Below are 17,749 nucleotides of genomic sequence, written 5' to 3'. Positions count from 1 at the left end.
TGATGACGACGTGCCCGATCAGTCGGCGGATCTCCGGGACGCTGAGGGGTATGAGGTCTTGCTCGTCGTTTCCGCTGCCCCTTTTGCGGCTTCTGCGGCGCGGATGGCGGTCAGGTAGGCGAGGGCGGCCATTGCCAGGGTGATGTGCCGGTACCAGGCCCGGTAGAGACGGACCTGGTAGTGGTCCAGGCCGCATTCGCCCTTGGCGATCTGGAAGCATTCCTCCACCTGCCAACGTGCGCCAGCGGTCCTGACCAGGTCTTTCAGCCGGGAGGTGACGGGGCCGTAGCAGACGTAGTAGGCGATCTCGGTGGGGTCGCTGATGCTGCGGCGGGCCAGGACCCAGTGCCCGAAGCCGTCCTCCCATGCCGGGCGGATTGCGATCCGGGCCCAGTCGTAGAACCGCTGGCCGTGCGCGCCCGCACCAGCGGAGATCCGTTTCCATGCCTGCCGGGGCACGGCGGTGACCAGGTCGCGGACCTCGGCGTCCGTGCCGCCGGTGGTGGGCACGGTGTCGTTGACCTTGGTGGCCAGGACGTAGGCGACGTGTCGTTCCTCCAGCCAGGCCCGCATGTGTTTGACCTGGCCGTATGCCTCATCCGCGGTGACCCAGGCGAAAGGGACGCGTGCGTCGATCGCGCGTTGCAGCATCCACTTGAAGTGCTCGATCTTCGTGGCGAAGGGCACCTCGTCACCGATCCCGGCCGCCCGGCACCGTTCCCTGTCATCCGTCCAGGAGACAGGGATATACAGCTCGCGGTCGATCAAGGCCCGGCCTGCGGCGGAGGCGTAGGCCAAAAACGTGCCGATCTGGCAGTTCTCCGTGCGCCCGGCCGTTCCGGAGTACTGCCTCTGGACCCCGGCCGACTTGACGCCCTTCTTCAGGAAGCCGGTGTCGTCCCCGATCAGTACCGCGTCCTTGCTGCCGATCGTCTCGACGATGAAGTCGCGCACATCGTCGCGGACCGCGTGCTCGTGCCAGTCGGCGAAGTTCAGCAGCCGCTGGAAACCGTCCGGGCGACGCTGGCCGGCCTGCTCAGCCAGCGTCCACCCATTCTTCCTTTCCAGCGGCGCGAGCAACGTGGACAGGTAGTCCAACGCCCGCTCACGTGGCTCCGACCGGCCAAAACGTCCCGCAAACCGGGCATGAAGCCCGGCTATCCCATCGGACCAGTCCTCGATCTGCGCGACCGTCAGCGATTCATCACACAGTCAGCCCAACGACCAAAACGACGACCCGTCACGCCACATGCGGTTGCAGTACTAGGTGCGCTTCGCTCTCTTCGCCCGGCGCCGGTTCGTGTACGGGTCGGCCTGGGCTCCCCGGGGGGCCTCCTTCTCCAACTCCCGCCGGGCGCTGAGCAGGTCCTTCCGGGCCTCGTCCCCGACCGTGGGGTACTGGGGATCGATGTCCATCAGCGTGTGGGCGAGCACCGAGGCCGCGCAGATGCGCGCGAACCACTTCCGGTCCGCCGGTACGACGTACCAGGGCGCCCACTTCGTACTCGTGGCCGACAGCATCTCGGAGAACGCGAGCTGGTAGTCGTCCCACCGGCGGCGCTCCCGGACGTCGGCCGCGGAGAATTTCCAGTTCTTCTCGGGCAGGTCGATCCGCTTGAGGAAGCGGGTGCGCTGCTCCTCCTTGGAGAGGTTCAGGAAGATCTTCACCACCTTGAACCCGTTGTCGGTGAGGTAGCGCTCCCAGTTGTTGATCTCCCGGTAGCGGCGGTCCCAGATCTCCGTTCCCCGGACGCGCTGCGGCAGCCTCTGCCGGTCGAGAACCTCGGGGTGCACCCGTACGACGAGGACCTCCTCGTAGTGGGAGCGGTTGAAGATCGCGATGTCTCCGCGCGCGGGCAGCCGGCGGGCGTAGCGCCACAGGTAGTCATGGTCGAGTTCCTGGGCCGAGGGAACCTTGAAGCTGCTGACCTTCACGCCCTGCGGGTTCACCCCGCTCATGACGTGGCGGATCGTCCCGTCCTTGCCTCCGGCGTCGAGCGCCTGGAGACAGAGCAGCACCCCGTACGTGTCCTGGGCGGCCAGCCGCATCTGGTACTCGGCCAGCAGCGACACGCCGGTACGCAGCAGTTCGACGCCCTGCCGCTTCTTCAGGTGCCCTTTGTAGCGGGGATCGAAGTCCTTGGCCAGGTCCACCGTCGACCCCGGCTTCACGCGCAGCGGCTCGATGAACGTCGCGATGCGCTTGGCCCACGTGTCCGCCATCGCCGGCCAGCCCCTCTCTCCGGTCACGGCCGGCGCTGCCGGCCGCCGCGATCGCGGCCCGCGACCATCGGCTCCTTCCCCAGCAGCAGCCGAGCCGGCTCTGCGAGGGCGTACCGACCAGGCTCCGCCGTCCGGGAGGTCGGAGCAACCGCACCGCAGCCGTTCGCCTGAACCGACGCACGCTCAACCGGATGAGCATCCCGATCCTTGAGCCGGTGGCAGTGCCGAAGACGGGCGTGGCAGGTCCGTTCGGCCGTATGGCGGCATGGTGTCTTGCCAGGCGCCGTCCGTGGTCCGAGCGTGTCATTTCCTTGCGGCCATGCCCTCGATCGGAGACCACCGTGGACGTCCCTCCGCCGGCATCGTTCGGTTCGGATCAGTCGGCCGAGCGTGTCGTACGTCCACGGCGCGCGTTGCGTGCAGGGAGCGCCCAAGCGGTGGCCGCGGCGGCGGGGCTCGCACTGGGGAGGGCCCTGCCGAGGATCGACGGCGGCTACCAGGTGGCCTCCGACCGGGCGGTGGACGTGCTGAAGGTGGTCGGTCTGGGGGTGTTGAGCGTCACCACGCTGATCTTCTCGCTGCTGTTCCTGGTGGTGCAGTGGGCGGCCGGGAACTTCAGTCATCGGCTGGCCCTGTTCCGGTCCGACCCGGCGGTGTGGCGCGTCTTCGCCTTCGTGGTCGGACTGCTGGTCTTCGCAGTCACCGCGATTCTGGCCATCGGTTCCCAGCCGACCGTGTCGGTGACCGTTCCCACCGCGACCCTGGTCCTGTCGGCTGCGGCTCTGGTGCTGGTTCGGCGGCTGCAGCTCGGTGCCCTTCGGTCCATCCAGCTCGCCCACGTCCTCACCGATGTACGCGACCGGGGACGCAAGGTGCTGCGCACCTTCTATCCGCCTGCGGGCACTGCACCCCGGGCGGCAGAGGAGGGGGACGGGCCCCGGCGCCTGCCCGAGGTGACGTCGAGTGTCGTGTGGCCGCACGGTGCCGTCGTCGTCGGGCAGGTGGACCTGCTGAGGCTGGTGCGGGTGGCTGCGTCGGCCGATGCGGTCATCGTGCTGAGGGTGCCGGTCGGGGCCACGCTTTACACAGGCGACATCGTGGCGGAGGTGCGCGGCGGGCGGATCCCCGGCGACCAGGTGCTGCGGTCGGTGGTCGCGGGGGTCGAGCGCACGTTCCACCAGGATCCGATGCTTGCCTTCCGGCTGCTGTCCGACATCGGTTTGCGTGCGCTCTCCTCGGCGATCAACGACCCGGCGACCGCTGTGCAGGTTCTCGATGCCACGGAAGACCTGCTGCGCTACCTCACCTCGGCGGACCTTGACGCCCGGTCGATCGCCGGGGGCGATGGCTCTGTGCGTGTGGTGCTGTGCCTGCCGTCCTGGGACGAGTTCATCCGTGTCGGGATCGACGACATGCTCTGGGCGGCCTCCAACTCGCCGATGGTGCTGTCCCGCGTTCGGGCGCTGCTGAGCAGGCTGCGGAACACAGCACCGGAGCCGTGCCGTCGGTCCATCGAGGAGCGGCAGGAGTGGATCGAGCGGGAGTTCACCGACAAGCACCCGCCCTTCAGTTGAGGTGCTGTGGGCGCGCCACCAGCCGAGTGCGCACGCGAGAACGAGCTCTGGCACTGGTTCTGTGGAGGTCTTACAACGGCTCGCACAAGGGGCCGAGTTTCCGGTGGGAGGGGGCGACGCAGGAGTTGGAACTACTCGGGCAGCTTCAACCCTTCCGGAAATGCACATCTGGCTCTCCACGGGGGGACCGCAAACCCACTCGGGGAGTACTACATCGTTGACAACTGGGGTACTTACCGGCCCACCGGGACGTAAAAGGGCACGGTCACCAGCGATGGCGGTACGTACGACGGAGCGGTACGGGCGGGACCGTCGACTGCCCTCGGAGAGCAGGATGCCGCACCGCCCACGAACTGGTGCCGACCAGCGACAACGCCACCGACGACTGGGTTCACTCGGTGCAACTCGCCCTGGCCATGATAGCCGTGATCACCGAGGCGACCCGGCGATCACGGGGCCGCTACTTGCCCTTGTCCTCCGCGAGGGTGTGCGCGACGAGGGCGTTGGCGTGGCCGAGGCCGTGCTCGGCCTTGAGCCAGGAGACCAGCTCCATGTGTTTGGTCAGGGGCGAGGACCGAATGAGGTCCTTCCACTCCGGGATCGGCCGGCCGTACGTCTTCTCGATCGACGGAAAGTAGCTGGCGGGGCCCTTCACGGCTTCAGTCATGACCGCAGTCTGCCACGGCGCAACGACCGTTGCCGAATGCCGGGAAGAGTGCTGCCGGACGGGGTGTGGCCCCGTCAACCGCCGTGCGCCGGGGCCGTACTTCCGCGTTCGATCAACCCGGGCAGCGGTACCTGTACGGTGCGGGCCGCGCCACCGTCCAGCAGCGCGGTCAGCTCCCGTGCGGCGATGCGCCCGAACGCGATCGTGTCCCGGGACAGCGCGGTCAGCCACGGGGCCGTCAGCCTGCACAGCGCTGAGTCCTCCCACGACACGACCGACACGTCGCGGGGGACCGAGATGCCGAGCCCCGCGATGACGGCGGTCCCTGCCGCGGCCATCACATCGTTGTCGTAGATGATCGCGGTCGGCGGGACGGACTGTTCCAGCACCCGGCGGGTGACGGCCGCCCCCTCCGTATCGGAGTAGTCCGTGGTCACCGAGTGGGCCTCGGCCAGCCCGCGCCGGTCCGCCTCGATGCGCAGTGAGCGGATGCGCCGGTCGGTATGGGCGAGCGTGGGCAGGCCCGCGATGTGCACGATGCGCCGGTGCCCCAGCTCGTGCAGCCGGCCCACGAGCGCAGCCATGGCACCCGCATCGTCCGCGCGCACCTGGGAGAGGCCCGGGTGCGGACCGGTGTCGCGGCCGGGGAGCGCCCCGATGACGACTCCGGGCAGCCCGAGCTCGTCCAGCAGTTCGGCACGCGGGTCGTCCGTCCGCGGGTCGACGACCAGCACCCCGTCGACCCGGTGCTCCGCCCACCACCGCCGGTAGACGGCGCACTCGGCGGTCACGTCCTCCACCACCTGGAAGAGCAGGCCGAGTTGGCGCTCGGCCAGCACCTCCTGAATGCCCGAGATCAGCTGCAGGAAGAACGAGTCCACACCCAGACTCGCCGCGGGGCGGGCCACCACGAGGCCCACGGTGGCCGATCCCTCGCCCGACAGTGCCCGGGCGGCGGTGCTCGGCCGCCAGCCCAGCTGTTCGGCGACGCGCCGGATGCGGTCCCGGGTGATTTCCGAGACGCCGGGGCGGTCGTTGAGAGCGAAGGACACGGCGCTCTCCGACACTCCGGCGCGCTGAGCGATGTCCTTCATGGTCGGCCGTCGCGCAGGTGTGCGCCGGGTCGGCGGAGTCTCCCCGCCCGGCGGCCCCTTCGGTGTCACCCGGTCTGCCCTCTCCCTGCGTTCCGCATGGTCCTCGAGGGGCGCGGTGCTCGCTCCTCCCCGGGGCATCCTAAGCCTTCCGACGGCACTGGTCGAACGAAGTCCGCCCCGTGACTAAAGCGCTTGAGTTCCATGCGCCTAAAGCGCATTAGTCAAACATCGTCAGTACCTGTAAACACCGCTCTGACCTGCATGTATGGCGAAAGCTGGTGTAATTTCAAGCGAATGTATTGACTTTGCGCCGCGTGCATTGGAAGGTCTGCTGGGCGTACGCAGCCGGTGAGTCCAGCACGGATCCGGCGCGTCCCGTCCGCACGCCTGGTCCGAGCAAAGGAGCCGTTCATCGTGCGTATCTCCCGCAGGGCAGTCGCCGCTGCCGCCGTTGTCGCCGCCGTCCTCCCGCTGAGTGCCTGTGGAGGTGGGACCGGGGACTCGTCCGACGGATCCGGCAAGGTCGAAGGCAAGGTCCAGGGCAGGATCACCTTCCAGACCTGGAACCTTCAGGCCAACTTCAAGCCATACTTCACCGGGCTGATCGCGGACTTCGAGAAGAAGTACCCGGGCGCCGAGGTCAAGTGGGTCGACCGGCCCGCCGAGGGCTACGCGGACAAGATCAGCGCAGACGCGGCCGGCGGCACCCTGCCGGACGTCGTCAATGTCTCGCCCGACCTGGTCGCACCGCTGGCCAAGGCGGGGATCGCGCTGGACCTCGACAAGGCGGCGTCGAAGTACCGCAAGGAGTACCTCCCCGGTGCCTGGCAGAGCCACCGGATACCGGGCATGGAGGGTACGTACGCCTTCCCCTGGTACCTCAACACCGGTCCGCTGTTCTACAACAAGAGCCTCTTCAGGGAGGCCGGACTCGACCCGGAGAAGCCGCCGACCACCTACGACGAACTCTTCGACTCCGGTCTGAAGCTGGCCGAGCAGAGCAAGGGCAAGGTCGCCACGCTGGCGAACGTCCCCACCATCGAGGACTTCGGCCGGTACGGCGGACAGCTGATGAACAAGGACGGTACCGGCTTCGCCTTCAATGACGCCAAGGGCATCGAACTGCTCACACGCTACAAGGAGTTGTACGACGCCAAGGCGCTCGATCCGCAGGCCCTGACCGCGACCCCCGAGTCGTCCGGCCACAAGTTCCTCACCGGCTCCGTGGCGATGAATCCCGGTAGCGCGCTGGATCTGGAGAACTTCAAGAAGCAGGCGCCGAGTCTCTACAGGAACATCGGGATCACCGACCAGATCAGCAGCACCGGCAAGGCCAACATGTACGTCATGGGCGTGATGGTGAACGCACAGACGAAGCAGAAGCCCGCGGCTGTGGCCTTCGCGCATTATGTGACCGACGCGACCCGCCAGATGGAGTTCGCGAAGCAGGTCGCCATCTTCCCGAGCACCGCAGGATCCCTCGACGACCCGTACTTCACCGAGGAGGACGGCACCGACGTGACGCGTGTCCGGGTAGCCGCCGCCAAGTCCCTCAAGACAGCGGTCAATTACACGCCCGTCCTCTTCAGTGACCAGATGAAGACCGAGCTGCGGAATCAGATCGCGAAGGCCCTGCAGGGGAAGCAGAGCCCCAAGGAAGCTCTTGACAACGCTGTCAAGGCCTGTGACCGGCTCCTGCAGCAGAGCTGAGTCCCTCGTGAAGACCCCCGTCGTGCCATCGCCCGCCGATTCACCGCCGCGCGGGGACACCGTCGCAGCGGTACCGGCGGCCCGGCGCACACGCTCAGGCCCCGGCCGGTCCGGCCACCGGATCAGTCGTCATCTGCCCTTCAGTCCCTGGCTGTTCGCGGCACCCGGACTGCTCGTCGTCGGTATCTTCAGCCTGTTCCCGTTCTTCAGCACGCTGGTCAACGCCTTCACGGACCGCCGGACGCTGATGCCCGGGAAGTTCGTCGGCCTGGCGAACTTCCGGGAGCTGATCCATGACGACATGTTCTGGACCGGGCTGCGGAACAGCACGCTGTACGTCCTCGGCGTCGTCCCGGCCCTCGTCATCCTGCCGCTGCTGCTGGCGATGCTCGTCCAGCGGCACATCCCCGGCATAGCCTTCTTCCGCTCCGCGTTCTACACCCCCGTCGTCGCCTCCATCGTCGTCGTCGGTCTGATCTGGGTGTGGATGCTGGACGACCGGGGGCTGATCAACGCGGTGCTGGAGGCCGTGGGGATCGGCAAGGTCGGCTTCCTCAGCGACCAGTGGCTGCTGCTGTTCAGCGCGATGACGGTCACGGTCTGGAAGGGCCTCGGCTACTACATGATCATCTATCTGGCCGCGCTGGCCAATGTCCCCAGGGAACTGCACGAAGCGGCGTCCGTGGACGGTGCCGGAGCCGTACGCCGGTTCTTCACCGTGACCGTCCCCGCCGTCCGCTCCACCATGGTCCTCGTCGGGGCACTGGCCTCGGTCGCCGCCTTCAAGGTGTTCTCCGAGGTCTACCTGATGGCCGGACCCTCCGGCGGCCCGGCCGGCGAGGACACCACCCTGGTGATGCTCGTCCAGCGCGTGGGCACCGGACTGACCGGGCGGGTCGGCTATGCCTCGGCCATCTCCGTCGTCATCTTCGTCGTGACGGTCGCCCTGATGCTCCTGGTGCTCCGCGCCGACCGCAAGGAGGACGCGTGAGCATCCTGACCATCACCGACGCCGAGGGGCGCCGCATCCCGGCCTGGCAGATCCTGCTCCGCTACGTCATGCTGCTCGCCGTACTCGCGCTGACCGTCGGACCGTTCCTCTGGCAGCTCTCGACCTCGCTCAAGGGGCCCGGCGAGGACATCTTCAGCTCGCCGCCGAGCTTCCTGCCCGGCCGTCCGACGCTGGACAACTACACACGGGTCGCCGACACCATCCCGGTCTGGGACTACGCGCTGAACTCCCTCAAGGTGGCCACCGCCAATGTGGTGACCAACTGTGTCGGTTCCGCACTGGCCGGCTACGCGCTGGCCAGGATGCGGTACCGGGGGCGCAGGGCCGCGACGCTGGCGTTCATCCTCGCCATGCTCGTGCCCGTCGAGGGCATCATCATCGCCCAGTTCACCACCATGCGTGAGCTCAGCCTGAACAACACCCTGATCGGTGTACTGCTTCCGGGCTCCGTCGCCGCGATGAACGTCCTGCTGATGCGCAACGCCTTCCTCAACCTCCCGCACGAAGTGGAGGAGGCGGCGTTCGTCGACGGCGCCAATGTCTGGCAGCGGTTCCTCTGGATCGCCCTGCCCTCGGTCAGAGGCACCCTCGCGGTCGTCGCGATCTTCGCCTTCATGGGGGCCTGGGACGACTTCCTGTGGCCGCTGATCGTGCTCAGCGACCCGGGGAACTTCACCCTGACCATCGGACTGAACTATCTGCACGGCACCTTCGCCAATGACGAACGGCTCGTCGCCGCGGGCACGATCATTGCCGTGCTCCCGCTCATCGTGCTCTTCGCCTGCCTGCAGCGCTTCTTCTTCCGGGGCGTCGGCGAAGGCGCCGTCAAGGGCTGACCCCGAGCCGCCACCCCGCACCAAAGAACCAGGACACCCGTACCGTATGCCTCACTCCCCGCTGCGCTTCGGCGTCAACTACACGCCCAGCCAGGGCTGGTTCCACCACTGGCTGGACTTCGACCTCGACGCGGTCCGCGCCGACCTGGACTCGATCGCCGTACTCGGCCTCGACCACGTCCGGGTCTTCCCGCTCTGGCCGCTCTTCCAGCCCAACCGCACCCTGATCCGGCCGCGCGCCGTCGAACAACTCGTCCAGCTCGTCGACGCCGCAGCCGAGCGCGGCCTCGACGTCAACGTGGACGGACTGCAGGGCCACCTGTCGAGCTTCGACTTCCTGCCCGCGTGGACGCAGACCTGGCACCGGCGGAACATCTTCACCGATCCGGACGTGGTGGCCGGCCAGGCCGCCTACCTGCGCACGCTCGCCGCCGCCCTCGCCGACCGCCCCAATTTCATCGGGATGACGCTGGGCAACGAGATCAACCAGTTCTCAGGCCCTCCGCACCCCGACCCCGACCCCATCACCCCGACAGAGGCAGGAAGTTGGCTGCGCACCCTGCTCGACGCCTGCGAGGAGGGTGCGCCCGGCAAGCTGCATCTGCATGCCGAGTACGACGCCGCCTGGTACCAGGACGACCACGCGTTCACCCCCGCCCACGCAGCCCGGATCGGCGCCGTCACCGCCGTGCACTCCTGGGTCTTCAACGGCACCGCCCAACGGCACGGCCGCACCGGTACCGCCACCGAGCACCACGCCGCCTACCTGATCGAACTGTCCAAGGCATGGGCCGTCGACCCGCACCGGCCGGTCTGGCTGCAGGAGGTCGGCGCCCCCTCCCCGCTCATCCCCGCGGAGCACGCCGCCGCGTTCACCGAGGCGACCGTCGCGAACGTGCTGGACTGCGAGGACGTGTGGGGTGTCACCTGGTGGTGCTCCCACGACGTGTCCCGCTCTCTGGCCGACTTCCCCGAACTTGAATACGGGCTGGGCCTGTTGACCAACGACCGACAGGTGAAACCGGCCGGGGAAGCCATCGCCCGGATGGTCGAGGAGCGGCGGGGGGCAGCCGTCCGGCCGACTCCCCGCACCACGGCCCTGGTGGTCGACACCGGCGACGACGAGACCGCACCCCGTCGCTCGACGTGCGCCCCCGGTGGCGCGTTCTTCGGGGCGTTCGCCCGGCTGACCGCGGACGGGGTCCGGCCCACGGCCGTCCTCGCGAGCCAGGCCGGGAACACGGAGCACCTGGCCGCGCGCGGCATCACCGACGTCCTCACCCCGGACCAGGTCCGCTGACCCCGCCCGGTGCACCCCGCGCACCCGGCATCCGCCCCACCCGCCCCCACCTCACGACGGAGCCACCCTCATGCATGACGACCGCAGCCTGGTCGAAGCCCGCCTCAAGCGCGTCCTCGACGAGCGCATCCGGCCGGCCGTATACCCGGAGTCCGTACCACTGGACGTCGCCGTCCGGACCCTGCCGGGCGAGCCCGTACCGGTTGCCGAGGGCCTCGCCGGCCCGACCGTGCCGATCGCGGTCGGCGACCGGTGGGGCGCACCCTGGGGCACCAGCTGGTTCCGGGTCGCCGGGACCGTCCCGCAGGCGTGGGCGGGCCGCACGGTCGAGGCGCTCCTCGACCTCGGCTTCGACGAGAACATGCCCGGCTTCCAGTGCGAGGGCCTTGTCTACCGGCCCGACGGCACCCCGGTGAAGGGCCTCAACCCGCGCAATCAGTGGGTGCGCGTCGGAGCCCCTGTCGCAGGTGGCGAGGAGGTGCTGCTGCACATCGAGGCCGCCTCCAACCCGGTCATCCTCGACTACCACCCGTTCCTGCCGACGCGGCTCGGCGACAAGGAGACCGCGGGCAGCGAACCGCAGTACACCCTCGCCCGGATGGATCTCGCCGTCTTCGACGAGAACGTGTGGAACCTCGTCCAGGATCTGGAGGTGCTGGACGAGTTGATGCAGGAACTTCCCGTCGACGGCGCCCGCCGCTGGGACCTTCTGCGGGCGATCGGCCGCGCCCTCGACGCGGTCGATCTGCAGGACGTGAACGGCACCGCGCTCGCCGCCCGCGCCGAGCTCGCCGAGGTCCTCGCGACCCCCGCCGAGCCGTCCGCACACCGCATCAGCGCCGTCGGCCACGCACACATCGACTCCGCCTGGCTGTGGCCGCTGCGCGAGACGGTCCGCAAGGTCGCCCGTACGACGTCCAACATGACCGCTCTCCTGGAGGACGAGCCGGACTTCGTCTTCGCGATGTCGCAGGCCCAGCAGTTCGCCTGGATCAAGGAACACCGCCCCGAGGTCTACGCCAAGGTCAAGAAGGCCGTGGCGGACGGGCGATTCGTGCCGTCAGGCGGCATGTGGGTCGAATCCGACACGAACATGCCGGGCTCCGAGGCGATGGCCCGTCAGTTCGTGCACGGAAAACGGTTCTTCCTCGACGAGTTCGGCATCGAGAACGACGAGGCGTGGCTGCCCGACACGTTCGGATTCGCGGCGGGCCTGCCGCAGATCATCAGAGCGGCGGGCTCCAAGTGGCTCCTCACGCAGAAGATCTCGTGGAGCCAGACCAACAAGTTCCCCCACCACACCTTCCAGTGGGAGGGCATCGACGGCACCCGGATCTTCACCCACTTCCCGCCCGTCGACACCTACAACTGCTCGATGAAGGGCAGCGAGATCGCCCACGCGGCGAAGAACTTCAAGGACAAGGGCGTCGCCCAGCACTCCCTCGCGCCGTCCGGCTGGGGGGACGGCGGCGGCGGCACCACCCGCGAGATGATCGCCAAGGCGGCCAGGATGCGCAGCCTCGAAGGGTCGGCGACCGTGACGTGGGAGACCCCCACCGACTTCTTCACCAAGGCGGAGGCGGAGTACCCGAACGCGCCCGTGTGGGTCGGCGAACTCTACCTGGAGCTGCACCGTGCGACCCTCACCAGCCAGGCGAGGACCAAGCAGGGCAACCGCCGCAGCGAGCATCTGCTGCGCGAGGCCGAGATGTGGGCCGCCACCGCCGCTGTGAGGACCGGTTTCCCTTATCCGTACGAGGAGTTGGACCGGATCTGGAAGACAGTGCTGCTGCACCAGTTCCACGACATCCTGCCCGGCTCCTCGATCGCCTGGGTCCACCGCGAGGCCGAGAGGACCTACGCGGCCGTCGCCGAGGAACTGAACGCCATCGTGGACGCGGCGCAGCGGGCCCTGGCCGGCGACACCGCGGCGGGAGGGACGCTCCTCTTCAACTCCGCACCGCACCCGCGCGGCGGCGTCCCGGCCGGTGGCGCCGCAACCGTCACCGCAGGCAGCGGCGGACGGCTCGCACCGCGGGAAGCCGGCGGTTACGTACTCGACAACGGCCTGCTGCAGGTCGAGATCGACGGTCGCGGCCTGGTGGTGTCCGCGTACGACATCGGCGCCGAGCGCGAGACCGTGGCGCCCGGCAGGGCGGCCAACCTGCTGCAGATCCACCCCGACTTCCCGAACATGTGGGACGCGTGGGACGTCGACGCGTTCTACCGCAACACCGTCACCGACCTGACGGACCTGGACGACCTCACCCCGGTCGTGGAGGACGGATCGGTCGGCGTACGCATCGTCCGCAGCTTCGGCGACTCGAAGGTCACCCAGCTTTTGACACTGGCCCCGGGCGTCAAGCGGCTCGACATCGACACCGAGGTCGACTGGCAGGAGACGGAGAAGTTCCTCAAGGCCGCGTTCCCGCTGGACATCCACGCAGAGCGGTACGCATCCGAGACGCAGTTCGGCCACTTCTACCGGGCCACCCACACCAACACCAGCTGGGAGGCAGCCAAGTTCGAGGCGTGCAACCACCGCTTCGTCCACCTGGAGGAGCCGGGCTGGGGCGTCGCGCTCGTCAACGACTCGACGTACGGCCACGACGTGACCCGTACCGTCCGCGACTCGACCTCCGGGACGACCACCACCGTCCGGGTGTCCCTGCTGCGTGCCCCGCGTTTCCCCGACCCCGAGACCGACCAGGGCGTGCACCGCTTCCGCCACGCGCTCGTGCCCGGCGCGACGATCGGCGACGCGGTCTGCGAGGGCTTCCGGATCAACCTGCCGGAGCGCCGGGTGGCCGGCGACCACGCGGTGGCGCCCCTGGTGACCGTCGACAACGACGCGGTCGTCGTCAGCGCGGTGAAGCTGGCCGACGACGCGAGCGGCGATGTGGTCGTCCGGCTCTACGAGTCGACGGGTGGCCGCGCCAGGGTCCGGCTCGGTGCGGGATTCGAGCTCGGTGACCTCGCGGTGACCGACCTGCTGGAGCGCCCGCTGGCCGGGGCGACGGTACCGGAGCGGGCGGGCGACGGTGTACAGCTGACGCTGCGCCCGTTCGAGCTGATCACGCTGCGGCTCGGGCGCAACTGATGCGTGCGGCTGACGCGTCGTCGCTCAGCCGCTGAGGGAACGGCCGGACTGCGGTGGAAAGCCGTGAGCTTTCGCGTGAGTGCGCCGCAGGCCGGCCGGCCCCGTCCGCCCTTCCCGGTGCGGTCGAGCTCTCCGGGTGTTCTTGACGCGGTCGGCGGACTCGTGGTGGCCGGGGCAGCTGTCGGAGGCGACCGCGGAGACGTTTGATCCCGGTGTGCTCCCGCAGGTTCTCCAGGCGCTGGACGATCCGGGAGCGTTCCCGGGTGGCGGTCGTGCGGGCGCGAGTCAGGCCCCGCAGCGGGCGGTCGGGCGCGAACGAGGGACGGGACCAGGTCGTGGGCGCGGAGCTCGGTCGGCCAGGCCGCGTCCGAGACGTCCGTCGTGCAGTACGTTCACGCTCCCGCTCCCTCCCCGTCGGTATGCCGTTCCGCGAGGATCAGGGTGAATCAGGAATGCTGACGCACGTGCTCGCAGCAACACTCCATGGTTCCTGTGGGCGGTCCCCAGCACCACGCCGGCCTGCGAGTTCACCGGCATCACAGAGGCATCGGTTTCGGCCGGAACGAACCCCCATCGACATCCAGGACCTGCATCGGCCCAAGGCGGGGCGGGAGGAAGCAACTCCGGTGCGGGAGGAAGCAACTCCGATGGGGGCCACGGGATTTAACACGCCCCAGGTGTACACCGAAAGCGCATTGAGTCGCTGATGTCCTGTCATGTGCTCGTGGCCGTATTGATCAGGAAGCTCTACGCGCATTGCGAAGGTGATGCGACTGTCGGACTATTGCAACAGAACAGCCTGATGGACAGCGTGCTCCGCCGAGCAATAATCGCCACTGTGTGCGAAGAACAGATTCCGGTTGGCCGAAAGACACCGGGCAGTCGGTTGGGTGGACGGGAGCGGCACATGAACACGTCGGGGTCGGTCAAGGTCGCGGTCGTCGCACGGGGGGAGGTGGCTCGTGGAGGGCTGGCCGCTATGCTGGCGGAGGCCGCCCATGTGGACCAGTACTCCGTCTACGAACCCGAGGAGTTCACAGCGGCGGCCCCGGTGGACGCCATCCAGACGCTCGTCCTCTCCTGCGACGTGCTCGTGGTGTGGTGCGTGAACGCCTTCGGGACCGGTGAGGACGCCTGGGCGGCCGAACTGGCCGCGGTGGTCCGCAGGAACGGGATCCGTGTGGTGCTGATCCTGCCCGGCGCCGAAGTGCAGCGAGTCGCGTCCGGCCAAGCCCTGCCCTGCGACGGCGTGCTGGACCAGGACGCCCTCACCACCGAGGGGCTGGACGACGCCCTGCGCAGGCTCGCCGACGGCGAGCGGCTGATGCTTGAGCCGGCCACGTGGGTGCCGTCGTCGCGGTTCAGCGGCCAAGAGGCGCGGCCGCGCACGGAGCCGTCGATCGGGCTGCTCACCGAGCGCGAGAGGCAGGTGCTGGAACTGCTCGTCGACGGGTTGAGCAACAAGCAGATCGGACAGGCGCTGGGGGTGTCCGAGCACGTCGCCAAGCGCAGCGTGGCGGTCGTACTGTCCAAGCTGAACTGTCCCAACCGCACCCAGGCCGTCGCGGTCGCCCTGCGCGAGGGGCTGGTGGGGACGGGCGAGTCGCTGCGCACGTGAGGGGCGGGGCGCCACGCATGCGGGGCCCCGCCGCACAGGTTGAAGATCGAGTCAGCGCCGTCCGGACGCCGCGTGCCCCAGCATCTCGGTCAGATCGGAGCGGCCGGCGATGCCCAGCGTCCGGTAGCTGCTCGTCAGATGGAGCTCGACCGTGCGCAGGCTGACCGACAGCTTCTCGGCGATCGCCTTGTTCGACCGCCCTTCGGCGGCGAGCAGCGCGACCCGCAGCTGAGCCGGGCTCAGCTGGGCCCTGCTCAGCTTGGGCAGCGCGGCGAACATGGCGACGACCTCCTGGACACGAGGGACCGGCCGCCCCCCGTCGGCACGCTCCGCCGCGACGGCCTCGTCCAGCAGACGCCGTCCCTCCGCAGGCCGACCGTCGTCGAGCAGGGCGGCGGACGTCTCCGCCGTCGCGCGCACATACCGTCTCCGGGCCGGCGAACCGGCGAGCACCCGCACAGCGGATCGCAGATGGGCGAGTGCCGGCAGGCCGGTGAGGGTGAGACCGGTCCAGAGGTGGACCGAACCGACCATGCCCGGTGCGCTCCAGGCCCGGGCCTCCGCCAGGCTCTCGGCCGCCAGGCGCGCCGCGGCCGACGGGTCCGCGGATGCCAGCGCCATGGCGAGATGAGAACGCCACGGCACGACGGCGGGGTTCGGGCAGCCGAGGGCCAGCAGGATGCGGCCGCACTCGCGCAGGTGCGACGCCGCCTCGGCGGCGCGACCGGTGTGCAGACCGAGGAGGCCCCCGGCGAACAGCAACTGGCCCTCGCTGACGCCGTGTTCGTGCCGGTCCGGCAGGGCTCCCACCAGCGCGGACTCGGCGAGGTCCGGTCGCCCGTCGCCCAGGGCCACGAGTGCCTCCGTCGCTGCCAGCCGCGGCAGACTCCGGGGATGCCAGTGTGTGCGGGGCACCTCTGCCAGCGCCTCGGCCAGCCGGGCCCCGGCCTCGTCCGGATCGTCGGTCCGCAGGGCGAGTTCGGCCAGGCCCAGCAGAGCCTGCCCGATCGCGGGGCCCACCGCCTGCCGCCGGGCCTCGGCCTCGATCCGCCGCAGCCCGACCCGTGCGAGCGCCACGTCCTCGGTGACGGCGAGCACCCTCGCCGCGACCAGCCTGGGAGCGAACAGCCCGGCCTCTGCCCGCTCCAGCGCGGCGATGGCGAGCCGCCGGGCCGTGTCGATCTCCCGCCCCGCGAGACAGTGCCGCCAGGCGGCGGCCGCGGCCTCGGCCGCGTCGAGCGCGGGCCGCGATGCCTCGTCCCCGTGGTCAGGGACAGCCGACGCTTCGGCCGGGCCCCTCTCCAGAGCAAGTTCCCGCAGGCCGAGCAGGGTTCGCTGCTCCGCCGCGGATGTCGTTCTCCGTGCCGCGGCCGAGTCGAGGGCTGCTGCCACGCTGCTTCCGCCGCCGCGCAGGAGCAGCAGGTCGGCGGCGAGCAGTCGGACTGCGGCGCCGTCCGGGCCGGACGTCTCCGTCAGCACACGCCTGAAGCCGCGGTCGGCCGCCTCGGGCCGCAGGGACAGTCGCGCCGTCGACAGCGCCAGCAGCACCTTCGCGCGCAGCTCACCCGACGCCCCGCGGTCCAGTGCTTGTTCGAGGAAGGCGACCGCGTCGGCTTCGTCCCCGGACCGCCGGGCGTGCACGCCCGCCGCGTACAGGGCAGGGGGCGCCCACGGCTCGGCCGTCCGGGAATGCGCCACGAGCCGGCCGAGGACCGGCTCGGGGATCCCATCCCCGCGCCCGATCCGCACGGCGCGCTCATACAGATCGCGGCGCCGGCCGTCGTCCATGAGGCCCAGCACCCGGTCGGCCACCAGCGGGTCGTACAGCCGCGGGTGACCGACCTGGTCGAGCAGCCCGGTGCCGGCCAGCTCCGCACGGGCCCGCTCGCGCCACGGAGGAAGGATCCCAGCCAATTCGCAGACCCGGTCGAAGGGGAGGTCGCCGTCCGCCACCGCGCTCGCCTCGACCAGCGCGACCGTCCGCCCGGACACACGGGCCAGAGTGCGGCGCACGTGACGCCTGCCCACCTGGTCGGCGAGCGCGACGAATTCGTCCGGACCGGGCGCCGGCGCCGGCCACCACCGGAGAGCGGCGCACAGGACCGCCGGACTGCCGCCCGTCGCGGCCGTCGCGGCCGGCACGAGCGGACCGCCGCCCTCTTCGCCGTACGCTTCGACGAGCAGCACCCGCACGGCGTCGGCGCTCAGCGGGCGCAGGGCCACCTCGTATCCGGGTGGGCCGTCCGCGCCGAGGACCGCCGGGTCCGTGCCGGCCGTCACCCGCAGCAGGGGCCGTCGTCCCGCGCAGCCGGCGTCGTGCTCCTGACGGATCACGTCCTCGGCGTCGTCGACGAGGACCGCCAGCGGTGTGCCGGCCGGGCCGTACGCCGTCTGCGCCGACAGGTGCGACGCGATGTCGCGGAGCCGTCGCGGGCCGGTACGGCGGGCGGGTGGGGTGACGACGTGCAGTCCGGCCCCCCGGGCGAGCGAAGCCGCCTCGGCGAGCACGGCGGTGCGCCCGGTGCCCGGCCGTCCGTGCACGACGACGGTCGCCGCGCCGCCCTCCGCGACCTGGCGCACGGCCTGCTCGAGCAGCGCCAGGTGGGGCGACCGCT

12 protein-coding genes and 2 pseudogenes are annotated in these 17,749 nt (G+C 69.9%); 8 read left to right on the top strand and 6 right to left on the bottom strand.

Features of this window, described 5'->3' with window-relative positions; all coding sequences use genetic code 11:
• Positions 1 to 18: 18 nt before the first annotated feature.
• Entirely contained in the window at positions 19 to 1,182 is a 1,164-nt protein-coding gene (locus OG395_RS15415) for an IS701 family transposase (RefSeq protein WP_327249349.1), read from the bottom strand.
• 81 nt (positions 1,183 to 1,263) lie between these two features.
• On the bottom strand, positions 1,264 to 2,223 hold the full coding sequence (locus OG395_RS15410; RefSeq protein ID WP_327243452.1) for a polyphosphate kinase 2 family protein: 960 nt from the start codon (positions 2,221 to 2,223) through the stop codon (positions 1,264 to 1,266).
• 437 nt (positions 2,224 to 2,660) lie between these two features.
• On the opposite strand from OG395_RS15410, the gene OG395_RS15405 reads away from it, so the two are divergent.
• Both OG395_RS15405 and OG395_RS15400 read left to right on the top strand, forming a co-directional pair.
• On the top strand, positions 2,661 to 3,797 hold the full coding sequence (locus OG395_RS15405; RefSeq protein WP_327243451.1) for a DUF2254 family protein: 1,137 nt from the start codon (positions 2,661 to 2,663) through the stop codon (positions 3,795 to 3,797).
• 111 nt (positions 3,798 to 3,908) lie between these two features.
• Positions 3,909 to 4,049, top strand: a pseudogene (locus tag OG395_RS15400) (glycoside hydrolase family 11 protein); the annotation flags it as partial.
• Between the two features lie 208 nt (positions 4,050 to 4,257).
• On the opposite strand, the gene OG395_RS15395 reads toward OG395_RS15400, so the two are convergent.
• Both OG395_RS15395 and OG395_RS15390 read right to left on the bottom strand, forming a co-directional pair.
• A complete protein-coding gene (locus OG395_RS15395) occupies positions 4,258 to 4,464 on the bottom strand; it encodes a DUF4287 domain-containing protein (protein ID WP_327243450.1) in 207 nt (68 codons plus the stop codon).
• 74 nt (positions 4,465 to 4,538) lie between these two features.
• The gene (locus OG395_RS15390; RefSeq protein WP_327243449.1) at positions 4,539 to 5,558 is read right to left on the bottom strand and encodes a LacI family DNA-binding transcriptional regulator; all 1,020 of its coding nucleotides are present in this window, start codon (positions 5,556 to 5,558) and stop codon (positions 4,539 to 4,541) included.
• 414 nt (positions 5,559 to 5,972) lie between these two features.
• Between OG395_RS15390 and OG395_RS15385 the strand changes: the two genes are divergently transcribed.
• From OG395_RS15385 to OG395_RS15365, 5 genes are all read left to right on the top strand, one after another.
• Positions 5,973 to 7,268, top strand: coding sequence for an ABC transporter substrate-binding protein (locus OG395_RS15385; protein ID WP_327243448.1), 1,296 nt, complete (start codon positions 5,973 to 5,975; stop codon positions 7,266 to 7,268).
• Between the two features lie 121 nt (positions 7,269 to 7,389).
• The gene (locus OG395_RS15380) at positions 7,390 to 8,259 is read left to right on the top strand and encodes a carbohydrate ABC transporter permease (protein ID WP_327249348.1); all 870 of its coding nucleotides are present in this window, start codon (positions 7,390 to 7,392) and stop codon (positions 8,257 to 8,259) included.
• Positions 8,256 to 9,116, top strand: a complete 861-nt coding sequence (locus OG395_RS15375; RefSeq protein WP_327243447.1) for a carbohydrate ABC transporter permease — start codon at positions 8,256 to 8,258, stop codon at positions 9,114 to 9,116. Before OG395_RS15380 ends, OG395_RS15375 begins: the two co-directional genes overlap by 4 nt.
• 46 nt (positions 9,117 to 9,162) lie before the next feature.
• A complete protein-coding gene (locus OG395_RS15370) occupies positions 9,163 to 10,416 on the top strand; it encodes a glycoside hydrolase 5 family protein (RefSeq protein WP_327243446.1) in 1,254 nt (417 codons plus the stop codon).
• A gap of 70 nt (positions 10,417 to 10,486) precedes the next feature.
• Positions 10,487 to 13,516 (top strand): alpha-mannosidase, encoded by a 3,030-nt coding sequence (locus OG395_RS15365; RefSeq protein WP_327243445.1) that lies wholly within the window; start codon positions 10,487 to 10,489, stop codon positions 13,514 to 13,516.
• Positions 13,517 to 13,718: 202 nt separating this feature from the next.
• On the opposite strand, the pseudogene OG395_RS58350 reads toward OG395_RS15365, so the two are convergent.
• Positions 13,719 to 13,896 (bottom strand): annotated as a pseudogene (locus OG395_RS58350) (IS110 family transposase); the annotation flags it as partial.
• A 527-nt stretch (positions 13,897 to 14,423) separates the two neighbouring features.
• Between OG395_RS58350 and OG395_RS15360 the strand changes: the two are divergent.
• Positions 14,424 to 15,134: a helix-turn-helix transcriptional regulator gene (locus tag OG395_RS15360; protein ID WP_327243444.1), complete on the top strand. Its 711-nt coding sequence runs from the start codon at positions 14,424 to 14,426 to the stop codon at positions 15,132 to 15,134.
• 51 nt (positions 15,135 to 15,185) lie between these two features.
• Here the strand turns inward: OG395_RS15360 and OG395_RS15355 are convergent, their stop codons facing one another.
• Positions 15,186 to 17,714: a helix-turn-helix transcriptional regulator gene (locus OG395_RS15355; protein ID WP_327243443.1), complete on the bottom strand. Its 2,529-nt coding sequence runs from the start codon at positions 17,712 to 17,714 to the stop codon at positions 15,186 to 15,188.
• Between the last annotated feature and the right edge of the window lie 35 nt (positions 17,715 to 17,749).

The organism is Streptomyces sp. NBC_01320 (assembly GCF_035974375.1).
Lineage (GTDB): Bacteria > Actinomycetota > Actinomycetes > Streptomycetales > Streptomycetaceae > Streptomyces > Streptomyces yanii.
This window is presented reverse-complemented; position numbering and strand designations above follow the sequence as displayed.

Bases quoted from the DNA above. Each gene is read 5' to 3' on its own strand.
- OG395_RS15410 (WP_327243452.1), bottom strand. From the start codon at position 2,223: ATGGCGGACACGTGGGCCAAGCGCATCGCGACGTTCATCGAGCCGCTG.
- OG395_RS15395 (WP_327243450.1), bottom strand. From the start codon at position 4,464: ATGACTGAAGCCGTGAAGGGCCCCGCCAGCTACTTTCCGTCGATCGAG.
- OG395_RS15390 (WP_327243449.1), bottom strand. From the start codon at position 5,558: ATGAAGGACATCGCTCAGCGCGCCGGAGTGTCGGAGAGCGCCGTGTCC.
- OG395_RS15370 (WP_327243446.1), top strand. From the start codon at position 9,163: ATGCCTCACTCCCCGCTGCGCTTCGGCGTCAACTACACGCCCAGCCAG.
- OG395_RS15365 (WP_327243445.1), top strand. From the start codon at position 10,487: ATGCATGACGACCGCAGCCTGGTCGAAGCCCGCCTCAAGCGCGTCCTC.
- OG395_RS15360 (WP_327243444.1), top strand. From the start codon at position 14,424: ATGAACACGTCGGGGTCGGTCAAGGTCGCGGTCGTCGCACGGGGGGAG.